Consider the following 25,841-nt stretch of genomic DNA (forward strand, 5'->3'; position numbering starts at 1 on the left):
GATCTGTCCAGCGTGCGGGGGCCCGTCGACATTCCCGCCCCCGCACGAGTCTTCACGCCGTCTCTGGAATCCTCTCACCTCCTGGCAAAGCCCCTGGTCGCGGGCGTGGCGCCCGGCTCGGCCGGCCGGGCGGCGGAGCGCCCCGGCGTGCCGGGGGGAGCCGTACGCCCCCGCTGGCGCGCCGCGAAGTGACGCACCGCCTCCGGGCGGGTATCGTCCTCTCGCTGCCTCGCATCGTCGCGTCGTCGCGCCACGCCGTCTGTCACGTCGTGGGCCACGCCCCGGTCCGTTGCGATGCCAGCCATCCAACGCGCACCTTGCCTTCACCTGGCCGCCTGCTTCGCTTCGTGATCTCGTTTCTCTCTCGGCCATCTCGCGGACGCACACTGTCCCGTCGCTCATCCCGCCGGATCGGTCCGTCGACCCGTGTCCGTACCGGCACCGCGCTGCCCGCCTCCGGGCTGCCGTCCCTCCGCACGCCCGAGCCTCTGGCGTAGCGCCCCCGGGCGGCCGTTCCCCCGGGGCCGGGGCGATACGACCACTGCCCGTTCACCGCGAACCCGGTGCGCGGGCCCCGACGACCGCCGAAGGACCGAAGGATCCGTGCCCGTACCCGTCACCCTCTACGGCCGCACCGTGCGGCTGGAGCCCCTCGCCGAGCACCACGCCGCGGCCCTGGCCGTGGCCGGCTCCGAGGACCGTACGACCTACGCCTTCACCCCCGTTCCGCACGGCCTGGAAGCCGCCCGGGAGTACATCGCGCGTGCCCTCGCCGATCGGGCGGCGGGCCGGTCGATGCCGTTCGCCACGGTGAGCACCGCCGACAACCGGGTGGTGGGCTCGACCCGGTTCCTGGAACTCGACTACTGGCAGGGCCCGCTGGTCTGGCCGCCCGCGCCGGGCGTCCCGCACGGCGACCCGCTGGAGGCGGTGCCGGACGCCGCGGAGATCGGGAACACCTGGCTGTCCCCGCGGGCGCAGGGCACCGGCATCAACACGGAGGCGAAGCTGCTGATGCTGCGGCACGCCTTCGAGGTGTGGCGGGTGCAGCGGATCTCGCTGCGGGCCGACGCCCGCAACACCCGCTCCCGGGTCGCCATCGAGCGGCTGGGCGCCACCTCCGAGGGCGTCCGCCGGGCGCACTCGCGCGGTCTGGACGGGGTGGTCCGGTCCACCGCGTTCTACTCGATCCTGGACGAGGAGTGGCCCGCCGTCCGGGACATCATCGAGCTGCGGATCGCCGCCGCGACCTCGCCCAGCGCGCCGGACCCGGCGCCGCTCAACCAGGAGTGCCTTAGACACGGCAGCCCCCTGGTCGCCGATCCGATGACCGGTGACTCCCTGATGCCGGCCGCCTGAGCCGGCCGACCGGTCCGTTCCGGTCTTGCTCGTCCCGGCCCGGGGCGGGTGCGCGACGTCGGCGATATCGCGCACCCGCCCCGGGCCGGTTCTCCTCCGGGGTTTCTCGGCACTCTGTCGAGTTGTCAAGGAGCGCGGACAGCACGGGGGTTCGGCCCACCTCCGCTCCTGGGTGTGATCCTGCTGACACTGCGTCGGCCCGCTCCACCCTCCGCCCCGGCTCAGCCTCCGGCCCCGGCCCCGTCCCCGTCCGTGCTCCCATCCGGTGCGGACGCGGAGCCGGCCGCCTCCGCGGCGGCGGCCATCTGCTGGAGCGCCCCGAGGTGCGCGGCCAGCACGGCACGGCCCTGCGCCGTCGCGGAGATCCAGGTACGGGGCCGCTTGCCGACGTAGCCCTTGCGGGCCCGCAGGTAGCCGGCCGTCTCCAGACCCGCCGCGGTCTTGCTGAGCACCGAGTCCGAGACCTGGCAGTAGTCGCGGACGACGGAGAACTCGGCTTCCTGGCATCCGCTGAGGAAGGCCAGGACGGTGAGCCTGGTGGGCTGGTGGAGTATCGGGTCGAGCCCGTTCACCGCTCGCTGCTCATGCTCTGCTCCTTGACCTCTCGATTGGCCATCGTGATGACACCCCAGACGGCCAGGCCCGCGACCACGCCGGCAGCGGCCATGGCCCACCCCTGGTCGTCGGTGGCCAGCCAGGTGACGAGCCAGGCCAGCACCGCGGCCAGGATCGTCAGGCCGAGCGCCCGCAGGACGTTCGGCGGGACCTTGACCTTCTCCAGCCGCGCGGCGACGCCGCTGGAACGCATGGCCACCCGCACTATCGCCGCCAGCACCGCCACCAGGCCGGCCGCGCACAGCGGTATCAGCCACTGCGCCTGCCGCTGGAAGCTCTGCCCGATCGCCGCGCAGTAGACCGCGAGGGCCGCGCCCACCCCGGGGCCGTACCACCAGGGCATCGGCGCCGGGCGCCGGGCGGCGGCCTGCGCGCGCTCGGCGAGCGCCAGTGCCTCCGCGGGCGTGAGCCCCTCGGACTGCTCGTGCGCGTGCTGCTTGTCGTCAACCATCGGATCCCCCGAGCGGACATGCCGTCGGATCCGGCCCGCTGCCGGATCAAGTGCTACCACTCTGGCACATACTTTCCAGGTGGGAAAGTAATTTCCCGACGGACCGTCAGCGGGGTGCTCAGCAGCGCGGATCGATCTCCTGGAAGGTCGCGTAGTGGTCGGCCGTCCAGTACTGCTCGCCGACGCCGCCGGTGACGATCCGCCTGGTCCCGCGGTCGTCCGACCCCGGCGTGACCACGGTGAACTCGTGGTAGTAGCCGCTGCCCTGGCGGGGCAGCCGACTCTCCCGGTTCTCGAAGACGATGCCGTCGGAGCGGTACGGGTAGGGGCCGCCGCGGGCAATCAGGCCGAGCGTGTCGAGGGCCTGCGCGGGCAGCTTGCTGCGGCAGACGTCGGCCAGCGCCGAGCTGGTGGGCACCCAGCTGCCCTGGGCCGAGGGCGACTTGGCCGGGGCCGAGGGCTTGGGCGCGCTCGCGGCGCCGCGGCCGGCAGTGGCGGACGCGCCGGACGGGGACGGCGCGCTGCTCGCGCCGCCCGGGTGGTTCCCGCCGTTCAGCAGGACGGCGACGCCGGCGGCGATGCCGAGGAGGACCACGGCGACGAGGCTGATCAGGCGGTTTCGGCTGTTCATGCCCTCAGCCTGCCGCACCGGCTCACCCGGACGGCGGTACGGCACGCACCCGGCGGGCGGACGGTGGCGGGCGAGGGACGGCCGGCGATCGGCGTCGGCAATCGGCGGTCGTGCCGGGAAACGCCGCCAGGGCGGGGACGGACGCCGTTGTCCGTTCCCGCCCCGGCTGCTCCGTACGGCGGCTCTCCTGCGCCGAGCTCCGCCGTACGCCCCTCCCCTTCGGAGGGGTGCGGTCAGTGAACCGCGCTGCTTCGTGTCAGCGCGAGTCGCTTCCCGCCGTCTCGATGGCGGCGCGGCCTGCCTCCAGGCGCGCCACCGGAATCCGGAAGGGAGAGCAGGATACGTAGTCCAGCCCCACCTCGTGGAAGAAGTGCACCGACTCCGGGTCGCCGCCGTGCTCGCCGCAGACGCCGAGCTTGAGGTCGGGGCGGGTGGCCCGGCCGGCCTGGGCGGCGTTCTTGACCAGGGCGCCGACGCCGTCGCGGTCGATGGTCTCGAACGGGCTGACCCCGAAGATGCCCTTCTCCAGGTAGGAGGTGAAGAAGGACGCCTCGACGTCGTCGCGGGAGAAGCCCCACACGGTCTGGGTCAGGTCGTTGGTGCCGAAGGAGAAGAAGTCGGCGGCCTCGGCGATCTGACCGGCCGTCACGGCGGCGCGCGGCAGCTCGATCATGGTGCCGAGCTTGATGTCCAGGCTGACGCCGGTGGAGGCGGCGACCTCGGCGAGCACCCGCTCGCACTCGTCGCGGACCAGCTCCAGCTCCTGCACGGTGCCGACCAGCGGGATCATCACCTCGGGGCGCGGGTCTCCGCCGGCCAGCTTGCGCTCGGCCGCGGCCTCGGCGATCGCCCGGACCTGCATGCCGAACAGGCCGGGGATGACCAGGCCGAGGCGCACGCCGCGCAGGCCGAGCATCGGGTTGGCCTCGTGCAGCCGGTGGACGGCCTGGAGCAGCCGCAGGTCGTTCTCGTTCGGGTCCTTGCGGGCCTCGGCGAGGGCGACGCGCACCGACAGTTCGGTGATGTCGGGCAGGAACTCGTGCAGCGGCGGGTCGAGCAGCCGGACCGTCACCGGGAGCCCGTCCATCGACTGGAACAGCTCCAGGAAGTCGCCCTTCTGCAGCGGCAGCAGGCTGGAGAGCGCGGCCTCGCGGTCCTTGTCGTTGTCCGCCAGGATCAGGTGCTCGACCTCCTTGCGGCGCTCCTCGCCGAGGAACATGTGCTCGGTGCGGCACAGGCCGATGCCCTGGGCGCCGTACCGGCGGGCGCGGTTCGCGTCCTCGGCGTTGTCGGCGTTGGCGCGCACCGCGAGGCGGCGGCGGCCGTCGGCGTGCGCCATCAGCCGGTGCACGGCCTGGACCAGCCCGCCCTGGACGTCGGCGCCAGCGTGGATGGTGCCCTCGAAGTACTCGACCACCGGGGACGGCAGCACCGGGACCTCGCCCAGGTACACCTTGCCGTTGGCGCCGTCGATGGAGACCACGTCGCCCTCGTGGACGACCTGGCCGTCGGCGGTGGTGAACTTGCGGTTCTTGGTGTCGACCTCGAGCTCCTCGGCGCCGCAGACGCAGGTCTTGCCCATGCCGCGGGCCACCACGGCCGCGTGCGAGGTCTTGCCGCCGCGCGAGGTGAGGATGCCCTCGGCGGCGATCATGCCTTCGAGGTCGTCCGGGTTGGTCTCGCGGCGGACCAGGATGACCTGCTCGCCGGAGCGCGACCACTTCACCGCGGTGTACGAGTCGAAGACCACCTTGCCGACCGCCGCGCCGGGCGAGGCCGCGATGCCGTACGCGACCGGCTTGGTCTCGGAGGTGGGTGCGAAGCGCGGGAACATCAGCTGGGCGAGCTGGCCGCCGGTGACCCGGTGCAGCGCCTCGTCCAGGTCGATCAGGCCCTGGTCGACCAGCTGGACGGCGATCCGGAACGCGGCGGCGGCGGTGCGCTTGCCGACCCGGGTCTGCAGCATCCAGAGCTTGCCGCGCTCGATGGTGAACTCGATGTCGCACAGGTCCCGGTAGTGGTTCTCCAGGGTCTGCATGATGGACATCAGCTCGTCGTACGACTTCTTGTCGAGTTGCTCCAGGTCGGCCAGCTGGAGGGTGTTGCGGATGCCCGCCACCACGTCCTCGCCCTGGGCGTTCTGCAGGTAGTCGCCGTAGACGCCCTGGGTGCCGGTGGAGGGGTCGCGGGTGAAGGCGACACCGGTGCCCGAGTCCTCGCCGAGGTTGCCGAACACCATGGTGCAGACGTTGACCGCGGTGCCCAGGTCGTTCGGGATGCGCTCCTGCCGGCGGTACAGGCGGGCCCGGTCGCCGTTCCAGGAGTGGAAGACCGCGTGGATCGCCAGGTCCAGCTGCTCGCGCGGGTCCTGCGGGAACTCCCGGCCGGTCTCCCGCAGCACGATCGCCTTGAAGGTGGCGACCAGCGTCCGCAGGTCCTCGGCGGTGAGGTCGAGGTCGTTGGCGGTGCCCTTGGCGTGCTTGGCCTCGTCCAGCGCCTCCTCGAAGAGCTCGCCGTCGACGCCCAGCACGGTCTTGCCGAACATCTGCACCAGGCGGCGGTACGAGTCCCAGGCGAAGCGCTCGTTGCCGGACTGGGCGGCGAGCCCGGTCACCGAGACGTCGGAGAGGCCGATGTTCAGGACGGTGTCCATCATTCCGGGCATCGAGAACTTGGCGCCGGAACGCACCGAGACCAGCAAGGGGTTGTCGGCCTGGCCGAGCTGCTTGCCCATCTGCTGCTCGAGGGCGGCCAGGTGGCCGGTGATCTCCTCGTTCAGCGAGCCCGGTTCGGTGCCGGTCTCCAGGAAGACCTTGCAGGCGTCGGTGGTGATGGTGAACCCTGGAGGGACGGGGAGACCCAGGTTGGTCATCTCGGCGAGGTTCGCACCCTTTCCGCCGAGAAGATCCTTGAGGTCCTTGTTTCCTTCGGTGAAGGAGTAAACAAACTTCTGCTGCGCCGTCACGGGTCGCTCTCCTCGCACACGGTTGCCCTGACGCCGGAGAACATACCCATTTCGAAGGCCGTCTAGGGGCGTGAAGAGCCCGTCCGAGTCGCGGAGCAGGCGATTGGCCAGCAGATCTAATGCCCGGGCGGGCGTTTGCCTGCGTTGCTGAAATCGTCCGGATGACGCTAGCCATTGTTCAAGAATTGAACACAAGGCCACGTCCAGCTCACACGAACCGGACACACGGTGACGGCATTCGGTCCGCCACGTTTCCCCGGCTTGATTTCCTGCAGCCAGCGGCGGCGATCCACCGGAGGGCCCGTTCGGGAAGCGATCCGGACTTGTACACCTTGGCGAAGTCGACTGACTGACTGTCACTCGCCACGATATGTGGCCAGCATCACGAGCGCATCTCAGCTGACGGGCCGAGGAAACCTACGCCGAGCGTCGCTTTCCGTTGACGCTTTGGTCACTCCATGTTGCTAGATTTCGCCTTCAAGGAGCCCTGTTGTCCAGCTTGGACAATCGAGCTGGGACGCCCCGGCCAGGCTCGAACCGGGGCCGACCTCACCAGTTAGTACAGATCATCCGCCAGAGGTGTCCGATTCGGCGTCTTCGCTCAGCCGGGCGCACTCGTACGGATCGTCCAACCAGCCTTCGGGCAGGACCACCCGGTTGTTGCCGCTGGTCCGGCCGCGCGGACCGTCGGCGCCGATCGGCCAGCTCTGCTCCTGGTCGACCAGGGCGAGCGTCTCGGTCAGCTCGGCCAGCGAGCTGGAGCCGGCGAGCTTCACCCGCAGCTCGGAGCCGACCGAGAAGCCCTTGGTGTACCAGGCGACGTGCTTGCGGAAGTCGATGACGCCGCGGGCCTCGTCACCGAGCCACTCCCCCAGCAGCTGGGCGTGCCGCACCATCGCGCGGGCCACGTACCCGAAGGTGGGGCGGGCGTAGTCGACGTCGCCCTCGAAGATCGACACCAGGTCCTTGAACAGCCAGGGCCGGCCCAGGCAGCCGCGGCCGACGACCACGCCGTCGCACCCGGTCTCGCGCATCATCCGCACCGCGTCGTCCGCGGACCAGATGTCTCCGTTGCCGAGTACCGGGACGTCGGCCGGGACGGACTCGCGGAGCCGGGCGATGGCCGACCAGTCCGCCGTGCCGCCGTAGTGCTGGGCCGCGGTGCGGCCGTGCAGGGCGATCGCGGAGACGCCCTCCTCCGCCCCGATCCGTCCGGCGTCCAGATAGGTCAGGTGGCCGTCGTCGATGCCCTTGCGCATCTTCATGGTGACGGGCAGGCCGCCCGCGTTGGAGACCGCCTGGCGCAGGATGTCGCGCAGCAGGTTGCGCTTGTACGGCAGCGCAGAGCCGCCGCCCTTGCGGGTCACCTTGGGGACGGGGCAGCCGAAGTTGAGGTCGATGTGGTCGGCGAGGCCCTCCGCGGAGATCATCCGGGCCGCCTTGCCGACGGTCTCCGGGTCCACCCCGTACAGCTGGATCGAGCGCGGCTTCTCGCTCGGGTCGAACCTGATCAGCTGCATGGTCTTGGCGTTGCGCTCGACCAGGGCACGGGTGGTGATCATCTCGGAGACGTACAGGCCGCGGCCGCCGCTCTGCTCCCGGCACAGGGTGCGGAAGGGGGCGTTGGTGATGCCGGCCATCGGCGCCAGCACCACCGGGGGCCAGACCTGCATCGGCCCGATGTTCAACGGGGCGAACTCCGGGGTGCCGGGTGCTGCCGGGGTGGCCTGGGCGGTGTCGGGCGTGGTGGTCATGCGCGGCGGATCCTCATACGGGTAGGGCCCCAACGGCGGGCTTCCGGACTCTCCATTCTCTCCCACCCGCGGAACCCGCCGGGCCGGGGCGGCCGGGCAGCGGGTGACACGGCTGTGACGGCCGTCGGGCGGGGGCGGCCGGGGCGGCCAGGACCGCGGCGGCCCGGCCCGGGGTGGCCGGGCCCGGGGTGGCTCGGCCTGGGGTGGTCAGGGCTTTCCGGCCCGGTTGATGGTGACGGTGCCGGAGGCGGAGACGACGTCGAGCAGCCGTGGCGAGTCGAGGTCCTGGAGGGACCGGTCGATCGTCTGACTGCCGCCGTCGCTGCTGAGGTCGATCCGGTACCGGCTGCGGTCGTCCGGCAGTTGCAGGAGCAGGTTTCCCGAGGCGAGGCGGGTGGCGACCAAGTCCGGTGGGCGGTCGTACTGCAGGGTGACCTGTCCGGAGGCGGCGGACAGCTGGGCCTCGGGCGCGCTCAGCCCCGTACCGATGATCTGCCCGGATCCGCTCTTCGCCCAGATCGGCCCGCTGATCCTGGTCAGCTGGACCTGGCCGCTGCCGGTCTCCGCCGAGACGCTGCCCGCCACGCCTTCGATCTCCGTCTGCCCGGAGCCGTTGCGGGCGTGGACCGCGGTCGACGGCGGGACCTGGACGGCCAGGGAGACCGGGCAGCCGCCCGTGAACCGGGCCTCCGGGCAGTCGACGGAGATCGACATCCGGCCCGCGGCGATCCGTACGTTGACCGCGGGTCTGCGCAGGGCCCAGCCGAGCTGTTCGACCAGCACCACCCGATCGGTGCCGCCGGCCCGGACGGTGACGTGGGCCGGGCCAGAGTCGATGTCGAGCTGGCCGATCGCCTCGAAGTACGTCCGCTCCCGGGCGGTGTCCCGCTGGATGAGGGACGCCCCCGTGACGGCGACGCCTGCCAGGAGCACGCAGGCCAGGGCGAGCACGCCGATGAGCCGCCAGGCCCGGCGCTCGCCGGGGCTCGGTTCGGCGGGCGGGCCCGGCGGCCCCGGGACCGGCAGCCGACGGGCGAGTCGGCCCGGCTCGGGAACCGTCGGCGGCTCCGGCGGGGCGGGTCGCGTCATTGGCTGACCTCCAGGAAGCGCAGCACCGCGAGCACCCGCCGGTGGGTGTCCTCGGCGGGTGGCAGGTCGAGCTTGGTGAGGATGGAGTTGATGTGCTTGGAGACGGCGCTGTCGCTGACCACCAGGGATTCGGCGATCGCGGTGTTCGAGCGGCCCTCGGCCATCAGCGCCAGCACGTCCCGCTCGCGGGGCGTCAGCCGGTGCAGCGGATCGCGGTCGCGGCGCAGCAGCAGCTGGGCGACCACCTCGGGGTCGAGGGCGGTGCCGCCCCCGGCCACCCGCTGCAGTGCCTCCACGAACTCGTCCACGTTCGCCACCCGCTGTTTGAGCAGGTAGCCGACGCCGCTGGTGTTCTTGGCCAGCAAGTCCGCCGCGTAACGCTCCTCGACGAACTGGGAGAGCAGGACGACGGCGGTGTCGGGCCACTGCTGGCGGATCATCAGCGCGGCCCGGACGCCCTCGTCCGTGAAACCCGGGGGCATCCGGACGTCCGCGACGACGATCTGCGGGCGGTGCTCCTCGACGGCGGCGAGCAGCGTCTCGGCGTCCCCCACCGCGGCGGCGACCTCGTAGCCCTCGCTCTCCAGCACCTTGACGATGCCGATCCTCAGGAGGACCGAGTCCTCGGCGATCACAGCTCGCATGGCAGCTCCATGGTGATGGTGGTCGGGCCCCCGCGGGGGCTGGTGATGGCGAACGATCCGTCGACCGAGGCGGCGCGTTTGCGCAGGCCGGCGAGGCCGCTGCCGCGGCCGGCGTCCGCCCCGCCGATGCCGTCGTCGGTGATGGTGATGCGCAGCCGGTCGGCCACCCGGCGCAGGGCGAGGTCGACCCGGGAGGCCCGGGAGTGCTTGGCGGCGTTGGCCAGCGCCTCGGAGACCGTGAAGTAGGCGACCGCCTCCACGGTGGGCGCTATGCGGCCCGGCAGGTCGACCGTGAGGTGCACGGGGACGGGGCTGCGGGCGGCGATGCCGGAGAGCGCCGCGTCGAGCCCTCGGTCCTCCAGCACCGCCGGGTGCAGGCCGCGGACCAGGTCGTGCAGTTCCTTGATGGCGGCCTGGGCCTCCTCGTGCGCGGCGACGATCACCTCCATGGCCTCGGGCGGGAGGTGCTTGAGGGTGCGCCGGGCCAGGCCCAGGTTCATCGCCAGCGAGACCAGGCGCTGCTGGGCGCCGTCGTGCAAGTCCCTTTCGATGCGGCGCCGTTCGGCGTCGGCCGCGTCCACCACGTCGACCCGGCTCCGGGCCAGGTGCTCGACGCGGCGCTCCAGCACCTCCGCCCGGTTGGGGCCGAGCAGGGCCCGGACCGCCCACAGGTCGACAGCGGCGAGCAGGGCGACCAGCCAGGGCGTGGCGGCGAGCAGGAACAGGCCGCCGATGGTCGCGGCGGTGCCCGTGACGGCCCAGCCCGGCCCGGCCTGCAGCGGGTTGTCGGGCGGCAGCAGCCACACCCAGCCGAAGAATCCCAGCAGCACGGCCGACGTTCCCCAGAGGCCGAGCACCAGGGCGGCGCACATGGTCTGCAACGGGGCCACCAGCAGGTGGTGGGTGGCCTGGCGCCACGTCAGCCCCGCGAGGAGCCGGACCAGCCACGGCGCGCCCGGCGGGACCCGGCCCGGGATCTCCAGCCCGCGCAGGGCGCGGACCCGGCTGCGCTGGGCGACCGTCAGCAGGTCGAAGAGGACCACGAGCAGGGCCAGCCCCGGCAGCAGGGCACCGCCCGGGAGGTTGAGGACGATCATGCAGGGCAGGCCGAACGGAAGGCCGGCAGCCAGGAAGAGCGAATCCCGCCGCGTGCCCGCGGACCACGGCGTGCGCGCGGACACGGCGGCACGAACCGTGGTGGCCCGGGCCTCGACGGCCCGGGCCGTGGTGGCTCCGGCCGCCCGGCGCGGGGGCGTGTCGATCTTCGACTGGAACATGCGGATCAGCGTAGAGGCCGTCCGATCTCGGCTTCCATGGCGTGGGCCTCCGTCTTTGGGGTGTAGCTGGCTACACCCCAAAGACGGAACCGCGCGCTACCGACAAGATCCTTCCGCCGAAGGATTCTTGACGGCATGACGAATACGAACCTGATGCGTTGTGTCCGTGGCCCGCTCGCTCCCGCCCGGGCGGCGGTCCCCCAGTTCTCCGATGTCGATCACGAACTGCCCTGCACGGAAGACGAGTTGGGGAAGGTCGCCGAGGTCGGCCCGTGGTCGGTGCGGCTGCGGGCGGGCCGCCGACCGGCCATGGAGGTCTACGAGCACGGCGAGCTGCTCGATGTCGTGGTCGAGTCCTCGCTCGGCGGCGCCGGATTGCGCGGAGCCCGGCTCGGCCGGGCCGGAGCCCCGGGGGAAGGACCTGTCGTGTGCGCCTGGGGCCGGCTGCCACCCTGCGGGGCTCCCCCACCAGTGCGTTTCCTCACCGGCGGGCTGCGGCGGCGGGCCACCGATGCCGCGACCGTACGGGTGGTGGGCCGGTTCTGGTTCGCCTCCGCCACCGGGGGATTCCGCTGGGCGCAGTTGTCGGCGGCGTGCTGCGGCGTGGAGCACCAGGAGTCGGGGAGGGTCGCATGAGCGCGCTCGCTCCCGGGCTCTCCCGGGCCGGCGGTGGCATCGTCGTCGCGGGGCGGTCCGCCCGTGCGGTCCGACGGGCCGGGTGGCTGCGGGCGGAGGTGCTGTTCCTGGGCTGCGGGCTGGTCCTGCTGCCCTGGTCGGCGCTGCTGGCCGTGCTGCCCGGCGGCCGCCCGTGGGCGGTGCTCGACCTGGTCGAGTCGGCGGCCCTGTCGGCTGCCGCCGCGTGCCTGCGGCAGGGCCGGAGCCCGTTCTGGCCGGCCGGGTTGGCGGGCGCCCTGCTGGTCACCGACGCCGGGTGCGACCTGGCGACGGCTGCCGACGGCTCCGAATTGCTGGTCGCCCTGCTGATGGCGGGGTGCGCGGAGCTACCGCTGGCCGCCGCGTGCTGGTCGGCGGCGGCCCGACCGGGGGCCGTTTGCGCGGGGTCCGTCAGCGACGGGCCAGTCGGCGTGGGCGGCGGCCCGGTGCCGGTGGCCGGGCAGTGGCGCAGGTTCCAGGTGTTTCGGATGCTCGGGGCCTTCCGGCCGTGTGCCGTGGCCCCGGTACCGGTGGGCGGCCCGCCCACCGGGTTCCTCAGGAAAGGAGTGTCAGTGCAGACCATCCAGCTGACGGCGCGATCCACGGGGATCGTTTCCGCGTCTCCGGCGGACCGGATGTACACCGGGATGTCGAGCCGGTTGCGGGTGACCGCGACCGGAAGCGGGCCGGGCGGTGGCCCGGCCGCCACGGCGACAGGGCGTTCCATCAGTACGCTCCCGGCCGCGACGGCCGCCGGGATCCGCCGCCCTGACCACCCGGCGCGGTCGAACGACCGGGTACCGAACGCCGGATCCCGGCCCCGGGCCTGCCCCGGCCGGGCGCGCCGGGCAGCATCCGCCGCCCCGAGAGCGGCGGCCGCCTCCTCACGGCGCAATCCCGGGCTGCGGCAGCCCGCCACAGCGCGCCCGACCTGCTTCCGGGAGTTGCGCTCCCGGAAGCTCCGCCAGAACGCGGCCGGCTCGACCCGTCGCTCCACGCCGGGAGGTTGAGCGCCGTACTGGCACACTCCCGCAGCAGGACGTCCCAGCACCAGGAGGATCCGGCAGCCCTCCGGGCCCCGGGTACGCCTGGACGACGACCCGGTCTCGGGTTGAAAGGAGCCGCTCCGCCCTGTCGATGACCTCGCAGCCCGAGCTGCCGTCGATGTGAACACGCCCTTCCCACCCGCATCTTCCGTTCCTTGACATCTTCACAGTGCGATTTGCCCTGCCGCCCATCGACCCCGCTCCGGCTATCGGCTCCCGCCCCGGGTGCCGCGCTGGCCGCCGGTGCGGGGTGTGGTCGGCAGGCACTCCGCCCCGTGTCTGGGAACGCAGGCACAGCATGGGGCGGGCGAAGGAGGGCCGGAACGGCGGCTGCGCTTTCGGTGGCGGGCGGGTATCGCAGCAGGTGGCCGCAGGAAAAATGGCAGGTCCGGCGGGCTGGGCCGGTGCGAGGATGAGGGCATGACGACGAACCCGACCAGCTCTCCGAGCGAGGTGCGCACCCTCGAGCAGTTGACGGCCGCGGTCTCGTCCGGGGCGCGCCCGAAGTACCTGCACTTCTGGGGCCACCAGCCGCAGCGGGACGGGCAGATCGGGTCCGGCGCGCTCAGCCAGTGGTGGCCCTCCCCGTTCACCGTCGACGGGGTCCAGTACCGCACCGCCGAACACTGGATGATGGCCGGGAAGGCCCGGCTGTTCGAGGACGAGGAGGTCGTCCCGAAGATCCTCCGGGCACGGACGCCCGCGGAGGCGAAGAATTTGGGACGCCTGGTCAAGGGGTTCGATGAGGACCGGTGGGTGGCGCACCGTTTCGAACTGGTGGTGACTGGCAGCACCGCGAAGTTCGAACAGGACGAACAGCTCCGCACGTACCTGCTCCGCACCGGCGGCCGTGTCCTGGTGGAGGCCAGCCCGCTCGACCGGATCTGGGGCATCGGGCTCGCGGCGGACGACGAACGGGCCGGGTCCCCCGACCGGTGGCGGGGGTTGAACCTGCTCGGTTTCGCGCTGATGGAGGCACGGTCACGCCTGGCGAGCTGACGACCCATCAACTATGGAAGTTAGTGAGGGAGTTGCGCATTCTCCCGGCAAGTTGGTTGATTCGAACCGAAGTTGGCCGAAATTCACGAGTTGCACCGGCCTCCCGCGCCACACCGGCCACTCGCATCTCCAGCCCGAAAAGGTTAAGACTTGCTCCCGTAACGTGGCCGCCGTATGGCAGCGCCAGGATGGCCACCAGTCGTTGTGTTCGGAGGCCAGTCGGGTGGCCTCCATGGAGAGGTCGGGCGGGGCGCGATGACCGTACGCAATTCGGGGCCGGATTCGGTCGATGTCCAGATGCTCAGAGCAGAGCTGGACGAACTCCTGAGAGCGCGGCAGTTCGCCGCGCAGCGCGAGCGCAGACTCGCCGAGGCCGTCCGGGCCGGCCATGAACCCGATCACGCGCCCGCGTACGGCCGACCGCCCCAGCAGCCCGATCCCGAACTGGTGCGACAGCTCGCCCAGGCACAGACCCTCCGCGAAGGACTCGGCGCCCGCTGCCTCGAACTGAGCGACCGCCTCCTGGCAGCCGAGGACCGACAGTTGGCCGGGCGGCTGGCCGGCCGCTCCGCCCCCTCCCCCGCACCGGGCCGCAGCCCGGAAACCTCCGCCCAGGACTTCTGGGCACCGGGCCCTGCCGGACCAGCCTCTCCCCTGGTGCCTCCGCAGCGCTCGTTCCCGACCGGGGCCCGCTTCGGCGGAGGCCCCGGGTCGGGCCCCGCCCATGAACCGACCGACCCGACCGCCACCACCGCTCCGCCCACTATTCCGGCCACCGACACCCCGCCGCTGCGCGGCGCCCGCTTCCGGGTCGGTCGTCCTCTGCGCGCAGCCCGGAGGAGCGAGGAGCACACCAACGCCGCCCAGCACCGCCCTGGCGCCGGCGAACACGACACCGCCACCCGCAATGGCGGGCCTAGCGTCCGAGCGGAAGAACCCACCGGCACCTCATGGGCCAGAGCAAGCGCGCCGGGCAAGGGACTTGACGATGCCCCGGCCGACAGCGCAGTCCGCCCGCGCGCAGGGCGCAACACGACCGGGAACAGCGGAGCGGGCACCGCACCCGGCAGCAACAGCACCGCGGTCCAGGGCTCAGAGACCGGCCCAAAGGCGACCGCATCAGAGAACGGGCCGCGCGCCCGGACGGGCGCCGAGCTGGTTGCCCTCGCCCAACGGATCACCGACCTGCATCGGCAGGGAGCAGTGCACGAGTCCGCCGCCATCGTGGCGCAGGTGGCACTGATGATCACGCCGTCCGACCTGGCCGGGCTGGCCACGCTGCTGCGAGCCCAAGGACCGGCCGGTTCCTCCACCTACCTGGCCCGGTCGGTGGCCTCCGGCTCCCCGGAACACGCAGCGGCCGCCCTGGCGGAACTGCGCCAGGAAGGGCTGGTGGACGAGGCCGCGGACCTGTTCCACACCCTGTGGTCGGTGAGCGCCCAGGCCCTTCCGGCGCTGCTCGCGGCCCTGGAGCAGTCGGGGCAGTCGGCCGACGGGCAGACCCTGCTGTGGGAGCGGGCCTCCGCCCCTGCCGGTGAACTCGCCGAACTGACCGGGCACTTGCGGGCATCCGGGCGCTCCGACGACGCCCGCCACCTCCTGCGCCAGGCGGCGGGACGACCGCTCAAGGAGGTCGCGGCGATCGCCACCACGCTGGACGAGGAGTCGGCGACCGCGCTGATCGGCGAGTTGGTGCGACTGCGTTCGGCGAGTGACGTCGGACAGTTCGCGGCCGCGATCCAGGGTTCGGCGGAGCTGTACGACGCGCTGCTGTTCGCCGCCGACGACCTGGAGGAGAGCCGGGCCCGCAGCGCGTTCGCCGCCCTGCGTACCGCGGGTCTGCCGACCGAGCCGGCGCCCCGGCCGCGGTCGAAGTCCCGCCAGCGCCGCTGAGCGGGCCTTCGCAAGACCCCGCGTTCCCATCCCCACCTCACGAACAGGCATGCCTCGCAAGGTAGTTGCCCGTACAGGCACGGAACGCCGAACGGCCGGCGGGACGCCCCCGGAAAGGGGCGGCCCACCGGCCGGACGAAGAACTGCGTTCCCGCTTGCGGCGCTCGGTGTCAGCAGCCGATCAGGCGGGCGCCCAGGTAGGACTTCACCTGGTCGAGCGACACGCGCTCCTGCGCCATGGTGTCACGCTCGCGGACGGTCACCGCGTTGTCCTCGAGGGTGTCGAAGTCGACGGTGACGCAGAACGGGGTACCGATCTCGTCCTGGCGGCGGTAGCGCTTGCCGATCGCCCCGGCGTCGTCGAACTCGACGTTCCAGGCGGAGCGCAGGTCGGCGGCGAGGCCGCGGGCCTTCGGCGAGAGATCGGCGTTGCGGGACAGCGGGAGCACCGCGACCTTGACCGGGGCCAGCCGCGGGTCGAGCCGCATGCCGACGCGCTTCTCCATGACGCCCTTGGCGTTCGGCGCCTCGTCCTCGAAGTAGGCGTCGAGCAGGAAGGCCAGCATGGCGCGGTTGAGGCCGGCCGCGGGCTCGATGACGTACGGGAAGTACCGCTCGTTCGCGTCCTGGTCGAAGTACTTGAGGTCCTGGCCGGAGTGCTCGCTGTGCACCGTCAGGTCGTAGTCGGTGCGGTTGGCCACGCCCTCCAGCTCGGAGAACTCGCTGCCGCCGAAGTTGAAGCGGTACTCGATGTCCACCGTGCGCTTGGCGTAGTGGGACAGCTTCTCCTTGGGGTGCTCGAAGAAGCGCATGTTCTCGGTCCGCAGGCCGAGGTCGACGTACCAGTTCCAGCGCTGCTCGAGCCAGTACTCGTGCCAGGTCTCGTCCTCGCCCGGCTTGACGAAGAACTCCATCTCCATCTGCTCGAACTCGCGGGTGCGGAAGATGAAGTTGCCGGGGGTGATCTCGTTGCGGAAGCTCTTGCCGACCTGGGCGATGCCGAACGGCGGCTTCTTGCGCGCGGTGGTCTGGACGGCGCGGAAGTTGGTGAAGATGCCCTGCGCGGTCTCCGGGCGGAGGTAGGCCAGGCCGGCCGCGTCCTCGGTGACGCCGAGGTGCGTCTTCAGCATGCCCGAGAACTCCTTGGGCTCCGTGAAGGCGCCCTTGTTGCCGCAGTTCGGGCAGTTGAGGTCGGCCAGGCCGTTGGCCGGGAGCTTGCCGTGCTTGGCCTCGTAGGCCTCTTCCAGGTGGTCGGCGCGGAAGCGCTTGTGACAGGAGAGGCACTCGGTCAGCGGGTCGTTGAAGGTCGCAACGTGGCCGGAGGCCTCCCAGACCTCGCGGGCGAGGATCACCGAGGAGTCGATACCGACGACGTCCTCCCGAGCGGTGACCATCGCGCGCCACCACTGGCGCTTGATGTTCTCCTTGAGCTCGACTCCCAGCGGACCGTAGTCCCAGGCGGCACGCGTACCGCCGTAGATCTCGCTGCAGGGGTAGACGAAGCCACGGCGCTTGCTCAGGCTGACGATCGTGTCGATCTTGTCGGCGGCCACAGTGCTCTCTTCAGTACGACGGCACGGTCAGGGCGCGGCTGGTTGCGCGCGCCCGAATAACTCAGGGTACCGGGGATGCGGGGGCGGGGTTCAACTCGATAGTGGCACGGACGGGCCGCCGGGTGGCTGTACCGGGAGTGAACAGCCGTGCGTTCTCCGGCGTGTTGGAGGTCGCGCGGTGAAGGCGCGGCGCCCGGTCGACACGGGAGGCGACGAGGGCGCCCGCGGTACGCGGTACGGGACGGGTCCACCCAATGCAAGTTGACAATCATTTCCAGATAAGATGAGAATGGTTGTCATGAAGATTCGTCGCCCGTCCCCTTCGATAGCCCTCGCCGCCACCGCCCTCGCCGGATCACTGCTGCTCTCCGGCTGCGGCGGTGTCAGCAGCGCGGCGGGCAAGGACGGTGGAAAGCTGGACGTGGTGGCCTCCTTCTACCCGATGGAGTTCCTGGCCCGGCAGATAGGCGGGGAGCACGTCAAGATCACCGACCTGACGGCCCCGGGCGTGGAGCCGCACGACCTGGAACTGACGGCCAAGCAGGTCGCGGCCGTCCAGCGGGCCGACGCGGTGGTGTACCTGAAGGGCCTGCAGCCGACCGTGGACAAGGCCGTCGCGCAGTCCCACCTCAAGCACGTGGTGGACGCGACCGCCGCCTCCCCCCTGGTGGACCACCACCTCGACGAGGGCGGGGAGGGCGAAACCGAGACGCCCGGCGGCGAGAGCGGGCACGAGCACAGCGGCGTGACCGGCGACCCGCACATCTGGCTGGACCCGGCCCGGTACGCGGCGGTGGCCCGCAGCGTGGGCGCCGAGTTCGCGGAGATCGACCCTGCCAACGCCGACGACTACCGGCGCAACACCGACGACCTGGTGACCCGGCTGAACTCCCTGGACCAGGAGTTCAAGGACGGCCTGGCGAACACCACCACCCACACCTTCGTCACCAGCCACGCCGCCTTCGGCTACCTCGCCGACCACTACGGGCTGGAGCAGGTCGCCATCAACGGGGTCGACCCGGAGGCCGAGCCCACCCCGTCCCGGATGGCCGCGATCCAGCGCGCCGCCAAGGACAACGGCGCGACCACCGTCTTCTTCGAAGCCCTGGTCAGCCCCAAGCTGGCCGAGACCGTGGCCGCCGACCTGGGCCTCAAGACCGCCGTGCTCGACCCCCTGGAGGGGATCAAGGAGCCGGACCGCAACGACTACTTCTCCGTCATGCGGCAGAACCTGACCAACCTGCGGGCCGCGCTCGGCGCCAGCTGAGCGGACCTGGGCGAGCGGCGAGAGCAGAGCGAGGAACCACCATGAGCGCTGTCATTCCCACGACAGACTCCGACCGGCCGTACCCGGCCGCCGCCGGGGGCGCCGACCGGAACACCGGCCGGGACACCGACGAGAACACCGACCAGAGCACCGGCGAACACACCGACGAGAAGACCCGCAGGATCTCCGGCGGACGCACCGGGAGCGACACCGGGGCGGCGGTCGTCGGGCTGCGGGGAGCGGTCGCCAGCGTCGGGGGGCGGCCGGTGCTGCGCGGCGTCGACCTCACCGTCCGGCCGGGCGAGGTGGTCGCCCTGCTGGGCGCCAACGGGTCCGGCAAGTCCACCACCGTGAAGAGCGTGATCGGTTCGGTGCCACTGGACGGGGGCAGCCTGGAGCTGTTCGGCCGGCCGTACCGCAAGTTCCGCGACTGGCACCGGATCGGGTACGTGCCGCAGCGCACCACCGCGGCGGGCGGGGTGCCCGCCACGGTCCGCGAGGTGGTCTCCACCGGGCGGCTGCCGCAGCACGGGCTGCTGCCGTTCCGCCGCAAGGACCGGGCCGCGGTGGACCGGGCGCTGACCGCCGTCGGCATGCTGGACCGGGCCGGTGACGGGGTGGCCCACCTGTCCGGCGGCCAGCACCAGCGGGTGCTGATCGCCCGCGCGCTGGTCGGCGTGCCCGACCTGCTGATCATGGACGAGCCGATGGCCGGCGTCGACGTCGACAGCCAGCAGGTGCTCGCCGACATCCTCCGCAACGAGGTGGAGCGCGGCTGCGCGGTACTGCTGGTGCTGCACGAACTCGGGCCGCTGGAGCCGCTGATCGACCGCGCCGTGGTGCTCCGCGACGGCTGCGTGGCGCACGACGGACCGCCGCCCCGGAGCGTCGGCCAGCACGCGCTGCCCGGCCACGACCACGTCCACCCGCACGCCGACGACCACCACCGCACCACCCAGGGGCTACTGGCATGATCGAGATGTTCCAACCCGACTTCATGCAGCGGGCGTTCCTCGCCGCCGTGCTGGTCGGCGTCACCGCGCCCTCGATCGGCATCTACCTGGTGCAGCGCCGACAGGCGCTGATGGGCGACGGCATCGGGCACGTCGCGCTGACCGGCGTCGGCCTGGGCTTCCTGTTCCAGGCCAACCCGATGTGGACGGCGGTGCTGGTCTGCGTGCTCGGCGCCGTCGTGATGGAGCTGGTCCGGGCCCGCGGCAACCAGCGCGGCGACATCGCCCTGGCGATGCTCTTCTACGGCGGCATGGCCGGCGGCAAACTGCTGGTCTCGATGAGCAGCCAGTCCGGCGCGGGCAGCCTGGAGAGCTACCTGTGGGGCTCCATCCTGTTCGTCTCCCCCGGTGACCTGGTGGTGATCGGCCTGCTCGCGGCCGTGGTCATCGCGGTCACCGTGGGCCTGCGCCGCCAGCTGTTCGCGGTGTGCCAGGACGAGGAGTTCGCCCGGGTGACGGGCCTGCCGGTCCGGGTGCTGAACCTGCTGCTCGCGGTGATGGCCGCGGTCACCGTGACCGTCGCCATGCGGGTGGTCGGCCTGCTGCTGGTGAGCGCGCTGATGGTGGTCCCGGTGGCGGCCGCCCAGCAGCTGACCCGTTCCTTCGCGGCCACCCAGGCCACCGCGATCGGCGTCGGCGTGGTGACGGCGCTGCTCGGTGTCGGCACCTCCTACCAGGTCGACCTGCCGTCCGGCCCGACCATCGTGTTCCTGGCCATCCTCACCTTCGCGCTGTTCAGCGCGATCGCCGCACCACTGGCCCGGCGACGGCACCGGGCCTCCACCGAGCACGGCCCGGCGGTCTGCGACGTGGTCCTGCCCGGCCCCGCCCATGCCGGCACCGCCACCGCCACCGCCACCGCCACCGCCACCGCCACCGCCACCGCCACCGCTGAGGATTCCTCCGGCGGTCCGGGAACCGCGGGAGGCCCGGCCGCAGTCCTGGAGGGGACGGGGCCGGTCCGGGCACCGGCAGGGGCGACGATCGATGCACCGCTGTCGGGGGAGTCGCTGTCAAGTCGGGGGCTGGCACAATGATGTGCGAAACCACCCGATCAGCAGGAGGACCCACGGTGACCACCGCAGGCCCGTCGCCGCGCGCGCGATCGACTCGGCAGCGCACCGCCGTCTCGGCGGTCCTGGACGAGATTGAGGATTTCCGCAGCGCGCAGGAACTGCACGACATGCTCAAGCACCGGGGCGACTCGGTGGGTCTGACCACCGTCTACCGCACGCTGCAGTCCCTCGCCGAGGCCGGCGAGGTGGACGTGCTGCGCACCGCCGAGGGCGAGGCGGTCTACCGGCGGTGCAGCAGCGGGCACCACCACCACCTGGTGTGCCGGCACTGCGGGGCGACCGTCGAGGTCGAGGGCCCGGCGGTGGAACGCTGGGCCAACGCGGTCGCCGCCGAACACGGGTTCAGCGACATCGCGCACACCCTGGAGATCTTCGGCACCTGCGGAGAATGCGCCGCCAAGCAGCAGCAGGAGTAGGCACCGCCCCGGCCGGGCGGCGAGCACCGCCACCCGGCCCGGACGGCAGCGAGGGCCCGGATCGGAGCAGTCCGATCCGGGCCCTCGCCCGTACTCTCCGCAGCCAAGCCAGCCCGCGCGCCCACCCGCCCGCGCGCCCGGCCTGCGCGCCCGGCCCGCGTGCCTGGCTCGTCCGCGCCCACCCGCACACGCACCCGCGCCCGACCGGCACCGCAGACCCGCCCGGCCGGTCAGCGCTGCGGCGGGACCTCGGCGCCGACCTCGACGCCGACCTCGTTGGGGAGCGCACCGCCGAAGCGGCGGTCGCGGCGGGCGTACTGCTCGCAGGCGCGCCACAGGTCGCGGCGGTCGAAGTCCGGCCAGAGCACGTCCTGGAAGACGAGTTCGGCGTAGGCGGACTGCCAGGCGAGGAAGTTGGAGGTGCGCTGCTCGCCGCTGGGGCGCAGGAACAGGTCGACGTCCGGCATGTCGGGGTAGTACAGGTACTTGGCGAACAGCTTCTCGTTGACCTTCTCCGGGTTGAGCTTCCCGGCGGCGACGTCGCGGGCGATGGCCAGCGCGGCGTCGGCGATCTCGGCCCGGCCGCCGTAGTTGACGCAGAAGTACAGCGTCATGGCGTCGTTGTTCTTGGTCTGCTCCTGGGCGACCTGGAGCTCCTGGACCACGCTCTTCCACATCCGCGGCATCCGGCCGACCCAGCGGATCCGGATGCCCAGGGCGTCCATCTCGTCGCGGCGGCGGCGGATCACGTCCCGGTTGAAGTTCATCAGGAACTTCACCTCTTCCGGGGAGCGCTTCCAGTTCTCGGTGGAGAACGCGTACAGCGAGAGGTTCTTGACGCCGATCTCCAGGCAGCCGCGCAGCACGTCGAGGACGACGGCCTCGCCGACCTTGTGGCCCTCGGTGCGGGGCAGGCCGCGCTCCTTGGCCCAGCGGCCGTTGCCGTCCATGACGCAGGCGACGTGGTTGGGGACCAGTTCGGACGGGATCTTCGGCGGCTTGGCACCGCTCGGGTGCGGGGCCGGGGACTCGTACGTCCGCTTGCTACCGAACAGCCGTCGCGCGACCATGCTCACTTCTCCACGTATCTCATCGAGCGGATACCCCGCTCCAGGTGCCACTGCAGGTAGGCGGCCACCAGCCCGCTGCCCTCGCGCCAGTACCGCGGCTCGCAGCCGTCGGCGGTCTGCCAGTCTCCGGAGAGCAGCGCGCCGAGCAGTACCAGTGTCTCAGGGGAGGGTACGGCACTTCCCGGCACCCGGCAGTCGCCGCACAGCACGCCGCCGGCCTGGAGCGAGAAGAACCGGTTGGGGCCGGGCAGTCCGCAGCGGGCGCAGTCGGTGAAGCTCGCGCCGTAGCCGTTGACGGCGAGCGAACGCAGCAGGAAGGCGTCCAGCACCAGGTGCGCCTGGTGGGTGCCGGCGGCCAGCGTGCGCAGGGCGCCGACCAGCAGCAGGTACTGCTGGACGGCGGGCTGGCCCTCGTTCTCGGCGAAGCGCTCGGCGGTCTCCAGCATCGCGGTGCCGGCGGTGTAGCGGGTGTAGTCGTCGACGATCCGGGCGCCGTAGGGGGCGATCGTCTCCACCTGGGTGCACAGCGGCAGGGTGCGGCCGACCAGTTCGCTGCCGCGGCTGAAGAACTGGATGTCGACGTGCGAGAACGGTTCGAGGCGGGCGCCGAACTTCGACTTGGTCCGGCGCACCCCCCGGGCCACCGCCCGGACCTGGCCGTGCTGGCGGGTGAGGAAGGTGATGATCCGGTCGGCCTCGCCGAGCTTCTGGGTGCGCAGCACGATGCCGTCGTCGCGGAAGAGACTCATGGTGGAACCCATTGTCCCGCACCCCGCCGACAGCCCGGCCGGCCGAGGGCCCCGGCAGTGCGGCGCGCAGCCGTGAACCCGCACCGGGGTTGTGGGGCTTTCACCCGTGCGGTGCGGGACACGGCGGGCCCGGGAGGGGGGAGTTCGGGCCCGGCTCGTGGGTGGTGCGGAGGACGAGTCGTGGGTGGTGCGGAGGACGAACGGTCAGTGCGGGCGGTCAGCGCCGGGCGGTCAGTGCGGGGCGCGGGTGGCCGCTTCCAGCAGCCGGTCCACCTGCGGGGCGGTGAGGCGCAGGCAGCGACCGATCACGGCAAGCGCGGCCCGCTCCTGCGGGAGGTAGCGGCCGTCGGCGAGGGCGACCATGGCGCCGAGGGTGAGCAGGCGTTCGCGGCCCTGGACGGCGAGGTGCGGGGCGAGCGGTTCGAGCGCGGCGTGCAGTTCGACGGTGAGTCCGCCGCCCTCGACGTCCACGTCGAGCGGTTCGCCGCCGCCGTGTCCGGAGAGCGCGGCCAGCGCGGCCAGCACCTGGGCCTCGCCGCAGTCCTCGAACCCGGCTTCCTTGATCACCGCGCAGGCGGCCTCCCGCCCGCCGCGCCCGGTGGTGCCGCCGGCGGCGAGCGCGGCCAGGGCGATGGTGTACTGGGCGTCGCGGAGCATCCCGCCGAGCCGGACCGAGGTCAACTGGTCCAGGGCGTCGGTCCCGTAGCGGCCGCGGCAGGAGGTGCACTGGACGCTGCGGGCCACGCCGCCGAGCGGCAGCACCGGCGTCCCGAGCAACCGCAGCCACCGCCGGCCGTGCTGCCGGCGGTAGTTGCGGTCTCCACCACAGCCCGGGCAGAAGAATTCACCGAGGACATCCGTCCGCCACCGAGGGCGAACACCCCACAACCCTGTCACGGCGCCACTCCCCAGACATGGCAGGCGGCCTGCACATCAATGGGCAGGTCACGCGACCGGACGCCGGAGTCGTCCCACCGACCCCGGTTCCGGTTCGTCGATGTTGCCACGGTTACCGGCTCGTGTCAGCACCCTGAACGGGTGCCGAGGGGAAAATTTGTGACCGGGGCCACACGTGATCGACGGCGCCGCCCGGACGTTCGCCCGCCGGGCCGGCCCCCTCCTGACGCCCCGTCAATTCGCGCCGGTGGGAAGGGAGATCCGTCGGGAAGCCGCGGAGGGGACCCGCCGGTGGCGGGTCCCCTCGGAGCGGTGCGGGTGCCGGGGCGGGGTCAGTCCCGCTGGGCCGACCGGTTGACGGCGCTGACCAGGGCCTTCAGCGAGGCCAGCACGGTGTTGGAGTCGATGCCGACGCCCCACAGCACCTTGTCGCCGACGGCGCACTCGACGTACGCGGCGGCCTGTGCGTCGCCGCCCTCGCTCAGCGCGTGCTCGGCGTAGTCCAGCACGCGGACGTCCACGCCGATCGAGGCCAGCGCGTTGACGAACGCGGAGACCGGGCCGTTGCCGGTGCCGGTCAGGGTGACGGGGGTGCCGTCGACGACCGCCTCGGTGCTCAGCGCGTCGCGGCCGTCCTCGGTGGTCAGGCTGCGGGAGCCGCTCAGCGAGATCCGGCCCCACGGGTTGGCCGGGGTCGGCAGGTACTCGTCCTGGAAGACCGCCCAGATGTCGGCGGGGGTGACCTCGCCGCCCTCGGCGTCGGTCTTGGCCTGGATGATCCGGGAGAACTCGATCTGCATCCGGCGCGGCAGGTCCAGCTTGTGGTCGTTCTTCAGCACGTAGGCGATGCCGCCCTTGCCGGACTGCGAGTTGACCCGGATGACCGCCTCGTAGCTGCGGCCGACGTCCTTCGGGTCGATCGGCAGGTAGGGCACGCCCCAGGTGTACTCGGAGACCGGAACGCCGGCGGCGGCCGCGTCGGCCTCCAGGGCGTCGAAGCCCTTCTTGATCGCGTCCTGGTGCGAGCCGGAGAAGGAGGTGAAGACCAGGTCGCCCGCGTAGGGGTGGCGCTCGGCGACCGGCATCTGGTTGCAGTACTCGGCGGTGCGGCGGATCTCGTCGATGTCGGAAAAGTCGATCATCGGGTCGACGCCCTGCGAGAACAGGTTCATCCCGACGTTGACCAGGTCCAGGTTGCCGGTGCGCTCGCCCTGCCCGAACAGGCAGCCCTCGACCCGGTCGGCGCCGGCCATCACGGCCAGTTCGGCCGAGGCCACGCCGGTGCCGCGGTCGTTGTGCGGGTGGGTGGACAGGCAGACGAACTCGCGGCGCGACAGGTTCCGCGACATCCACTCGATCTTGTCGGCGTAGACGTTCGGGGTGGAGCGCTCGACGGTGGTCGGCAGGTTCAGGATGATCTCGCGGCCCTCGCCCGGCTGCCAGACGTCCATCACCGCCTCGCAGACCTCCAGCGCGTAGTCCAGCTCGGTGTCGATGAAGATCTCCGGCGAGTACTCGTAGCCGAAGACCGTCCCGTCGCCCAGGATCTTCTCGGCGTACTCCATCACCAGCCGGGTGCCGTCCACCGCGATGGCCTTGATCTCCTCCTTGCTCGCCCGGAACACCACCCGGCGGAACAGCGGCGAAGTCGCGTTGTACAGGTGCACGGTGGCCCGCGGCGCGCCCTTCAGCGACTCCACGGTGCGCTCGATCAGGTCCTCGCGGGCCTGGGTCAGCACCGAGATGGTGACGTCCTCCGGGATCGCGCCCTCGTCGATCAGCGAGCGGACGAAGTTGAAGTCGGTGGCACCGGAGGAGGGGAAGCCGACCTCGATCTCCTTGTAGCCCATCCCCACCAGCAGGTCGAACATCTTGCGCTTGCGGGCCGGCGACATCGGGTCGATCAGCGCCTGGTTGCCGTCCCGCAGGTCGGTGGACAGCCAGCGGGGGGCCTGCGTGATGACCTTGCTCGGCCAGGTGCGGTCCGGCAGGTCGACGGTGCCGAAGGGTACGTACCGCTGGAACGGCATCCCCGAGGGCTTCTGCTGCACGGTGGCGGCGGTGATCGGGGTCGGACGGTCGACGAACGCGCGGGCGACGGAGGACTGTTCGGTCATGGGTGAGGCTCTCGGCTTCCCTTGTCGAAGGCGGTCTGCGGTCGGGGGTGAGGACACCCGACTGGGCCGACTGAATGCGCCGCGAGAGATCACGCTGGGCGCAACACGACTCCCCGCGGCGAGGGGGCCGGCCTTGACTGGACTACAGGCCCTCGCCGCGGCAGCTAAGAAGAAGCAGCCGGATACGCATGATGTCGCCACTGTAACAAGACCGGACGGGCCCGCGCAGTGAGCCGGGCCACGATCCCACCCAGTGAGACGGCCCGGGCCCGCCCCGCGGAGCCGCCGAAAGCCCTGGAGCGCTGC

21 protein-coding genes are annotated in these 25,841 nt (G+C 72.0%); 8 read left to right on the plus strand and 13 right to left on the minus strand.

Annotated elements, in window-relative coordinates:
* The first annotated feature begins 603 nt into the window (after nt 1-603).
* Nucleotides 604-1,359: a GNAT family N-acetyltransferase gene (locus tag IH44_RS0107355; RefSeq protein WP_030458600.1), complete on the plus strand. Its 756-nt coding sequence runs from the start codon at nt 604-606 to the stop codon at nt 1,357-1,359.
* Nucleotides 1,360-1,580: 221 nt separating this feature from the next.
* On the opposite strand, the gene IH44_RS0107360 is transcribed toward IH44_RS0107355, so the two are convergent.
* The 8 genes from IH44_RS0107360 to IH44_RS0107400 all read right to left on the minus strand — a co-directional run bounded on the left by IH44_RS0107360 (nt 1,581) and on the right by IH44_RS0107400 (nt 10,785).
* On the minus strand, nt 1,581-1,931 hold the full coding sequence (locus IH44_RS0107360) for a transcriptional regulator (RefSeq protein ID WP_051816645.1): 351 nt from the start codon (nt 1,929-1,931) through the stop codon (nt 1,581-1,583).
* Nucleotides 1,928-2,425, minus strand: coding sequence for a hypothetical protein (locus tag IH44_RS45220; protein WP_030458602.1), 498 nt, complete (start codon nt 2,423-2,425; stop codon nt 1,928-1,930). Before IH44_RS45220 ends, IH44_RS0107360 begins: the two co-directional genes overlap by 4 nt.
* 118 nt (nt 2,426-2,543) lie before the next feature.
* Nucleotides 2,544-3,056 carry a ribonuclease gene (locus IH44_RS40700; RefSeq protein ID WP_035954258.1) on the minus strand — a complete coding sequence of 171 codons (513 nt, stop codon included), beginning with the start codon at nt 3,054-3,056 and terminating at the stop codon, nt 2,544-2,546.
* 256 nt (nt 3,057-3,312) lie between these two features.
* Entirely contained in the window at nt 3,313-6,021 is a 2,709-nt protein-coding gene (ppdK, locus tag IH44_RS0107375; protein ID WP_030458604.1) for a pyruvate, phosphate dikinase, read from the minus strand.
* Between the two features lie 566 nt (nt 6,022-6,587).
* Entirely contained in the window at nt 6,588-7,775 is a 1,188-nt protein-coding gene (gene dusB, locus IH44_RS0107380) for a tRNA dihydrouridine synthase DusB (RefSeq protein WP_369794911.1), read from the minus strand.
* Between the two features lie 207 nt (nt 7,776-7,982).
* Entirely contained in the window at nt 7,983-8,864 is an 882-nt protein-coding gene (locus IH44_RS0107390; protein WP_030458606.1) for a DUF4097 family beta strand repeat-containing protein, read from the minus strand.
* Nucleotides 8,861-9,508, minus strand: coding sequence for a response regulator transcription factor (locus IH44_RS0107395; RefSeq protein ID WP_030458607.1), 648 nt, complete (start codon nt 9,506-9,508; stop codon nt 8,861-8,863). Before IH44_RS0107395 ends, IH44_RS0107390 begins: the two co-directional genes overlap by 4 nt.
* Nucleotides 9,496-10,785, minus strand: a complete 1,290-nt coding sequence (locus IH44_RS0107400; RefSeq protein WP_030458608.1) for a sensor histidine kinase — start codon at nt 10,783-10,785, stop codon at nt 9,496-9,498. The genes IH44_RS0107395 and IH44_RS0107400 overlap by 13 nt, the downstream gene beginning before the upstream one ends.
* Nucleotides 10,786-10,920: 135 nt before the next feature.
* Here IH44_RS0107400 and IH44_RS0107405 point away from each other — a divergent pair, with 135 nt between their 5' ends.
* The 3 genes from IH44_RS0107405 to IH44_RS42485 all read left to right on the plus strand — a co-directional run bounded on the left by IH44_RS0107405 (nt 10,921) and on the right by IH44_RS42485 (nt 15,377).
* Nucleotides 10,921-11,421, plus strand: a complete 501-nt coding sequence (locus tag IH44_RS0107405; RefSeq protein WP_030458609.1) for a hypothetical protein — start codon at nt 10,921-10,923, stop codon at nt 11,419-11,421.
* A gap of 1,484 nt (nt 11,422-12,905) precedes the next feature.
* Nucleotides 12,906-13,484 carry an NADAR family protein gene (locus IH44_RS0107415; protein ID WP_030458611.1) on the plus strand — a complete coding sequence of 193 codons (579 nt, stop codon included), beginning with the start codon at nt 12,906-12,908 and terminating at the stop codon, nt 13,482-13,484.
* A gap of 1,203 nt (nt 13,485-14,687) precedes the next feature.
* A complete protein-coding gene (locus IH44_RS42485) occupies nt 14,688-15,377 on the plus strand; it encodes a hypothetical protein (protein WP_051816647.1) in 690 nt (229 codons plus the stop codon).
* A 170-nt stretch (nt 15,378-15,547) separates the two neighbouring features.
* Here the strand turns inward: IH44_RS42485 and IH44_RS0107425 are convergent, their stop codons facing one another.
* A complete protein-coding gene (locus IH44_RS0107425; protein WP_030458613.1) occupies nt 15,548-16,930 on the minus strand; it encodes a glycine--tRNA ligase in 1,383 nt (460 codons plus the stop codon).
* Between the two features lie 298 nt (nt 16,931-17,228).
* Between IH44_RS0107425 and IH44_RS0107430 the strand changes: the two genes are divergently transcribed.
* The 4 genes from IH44_RS0107430 to IH44_RS0107445 are packed head-to-tail and all read left to right on the plus strand — an operon-like array spanning nt 17,229 to nt 20,702.
* Nucleotides 17,229-18,197 carry a metal ABC transporter substrate-binding protein gene (locus IH44_RS0107430; protein ID WP_030458614.1) on the plus strand — a complete coding sequence of 323 codons (969 nt, stop codon included), beginning with the start codon at nt 17,229-17,231 and terminating at the stop codon, nt 18,195-18,197.
* A gap of 41 nt (nt 18,198-18,238) precedes the next feature.
* On the plus strand, nt 18,239-19,171 hold the full coding sequence (locus IH44_RS0107435) for a metal ABC transporter ATP-binding protein (protein WP_232794852.1): 933 nt from the start codon (nt 18,239-18,241) through the stop codon (nt 19,169-19,171).
* Entirely contained in the window at nt 19,171-20,247 is a 1,077-nt protein-coding gene (locus tag IH44_RS0107440) for a metal ABC transporter permease (protein ID WP_369794913.1), read from the plus strand. The genes IH44_RS0107435 and IH44_RS0107440 overlap by 1 nt, the downstream gene beginning before the upstream one ends.
* Nucleotides 20,248-20,282: 35 nt before the next feature.
* Nucleotides 20,283-20,702: a Fur family transcriptional regulator gene (locus IH44_RS0107445; protein WP_030458617.1), complete on the plus strand. Its 420-nt coding sequence runs from the start codon at nt 20,283-20,285 to the stop codon at nt 20,700-20,702.
* A 230-nt stretch (nt 20,703-20,932) separates the two neighbouring features.
* On the opposite strand, the gene IH44_RS0107450 is transcribed toward IH44_RS0107445, so the two are convergent.
* The 4 genes from IH44_RS0107450 to leuA form a co-directional block, all read right to left on the minus strand.
* A complete protein-coding gene (locus IH44_RS0107450) occupies nt 20,933-21,772 on the minus strand; it encodes an isoprenyl transferase (RefSeq protein ID WP_030458618.1) in 840 nt (279 codons plus the stop codon).
* 2 nt (nt 21,773-21,774) lie between these two features.
* Entirely contained in the window at nt 21,775-22,521 is a 747-nt protein-coding gene (recO, locus tag IH44_RS0107455; RefSeq protein WP_030458619.1) for a DNA repair protein RecO, read from the minus strand.
* Between the two features lie 231 nt (nt 22,522-22,752).
* Nucleotides 22,753-23,298 carry a TerB family tellurite resistance protein gene (locus IH44_RS0107460; protein WP_369794912.1) on the minus strand — a complete coding sequence of 182 codons (546 nt, stop codon included), beginning with the start codon at nt 23,296-23,298 and terminating at the stop codon, nt 22,753-22,755.
* Between the two features lie 452 nt (nt 23,299-23,750).
* Nucleotides 23,751-25,535, minus strand: a complete 1,785-nt coding sequence (leuA, locus tag IH44_RS0107465; RefSeq protein WP_030458621.1) for a 2-isopropylmalate synthase — start codon at nt 25,533-25,535, stop codon at nt 23,751-23,753.
* Between the last annotated feature and the right edge of the window lie 306 nt (nt 25,536-25,841).

Source organism: Kitasatospora sp. NRRL B-11411, from assembly GCF_000721345.1.
GTDB classification, from domain to species: domain Bacteria; phylum Actinomycetota; class Actinomycetes; order Streptomycetales; family Streptomycetaceae; genus Kitasatospora; species Kitasatospora cineracea.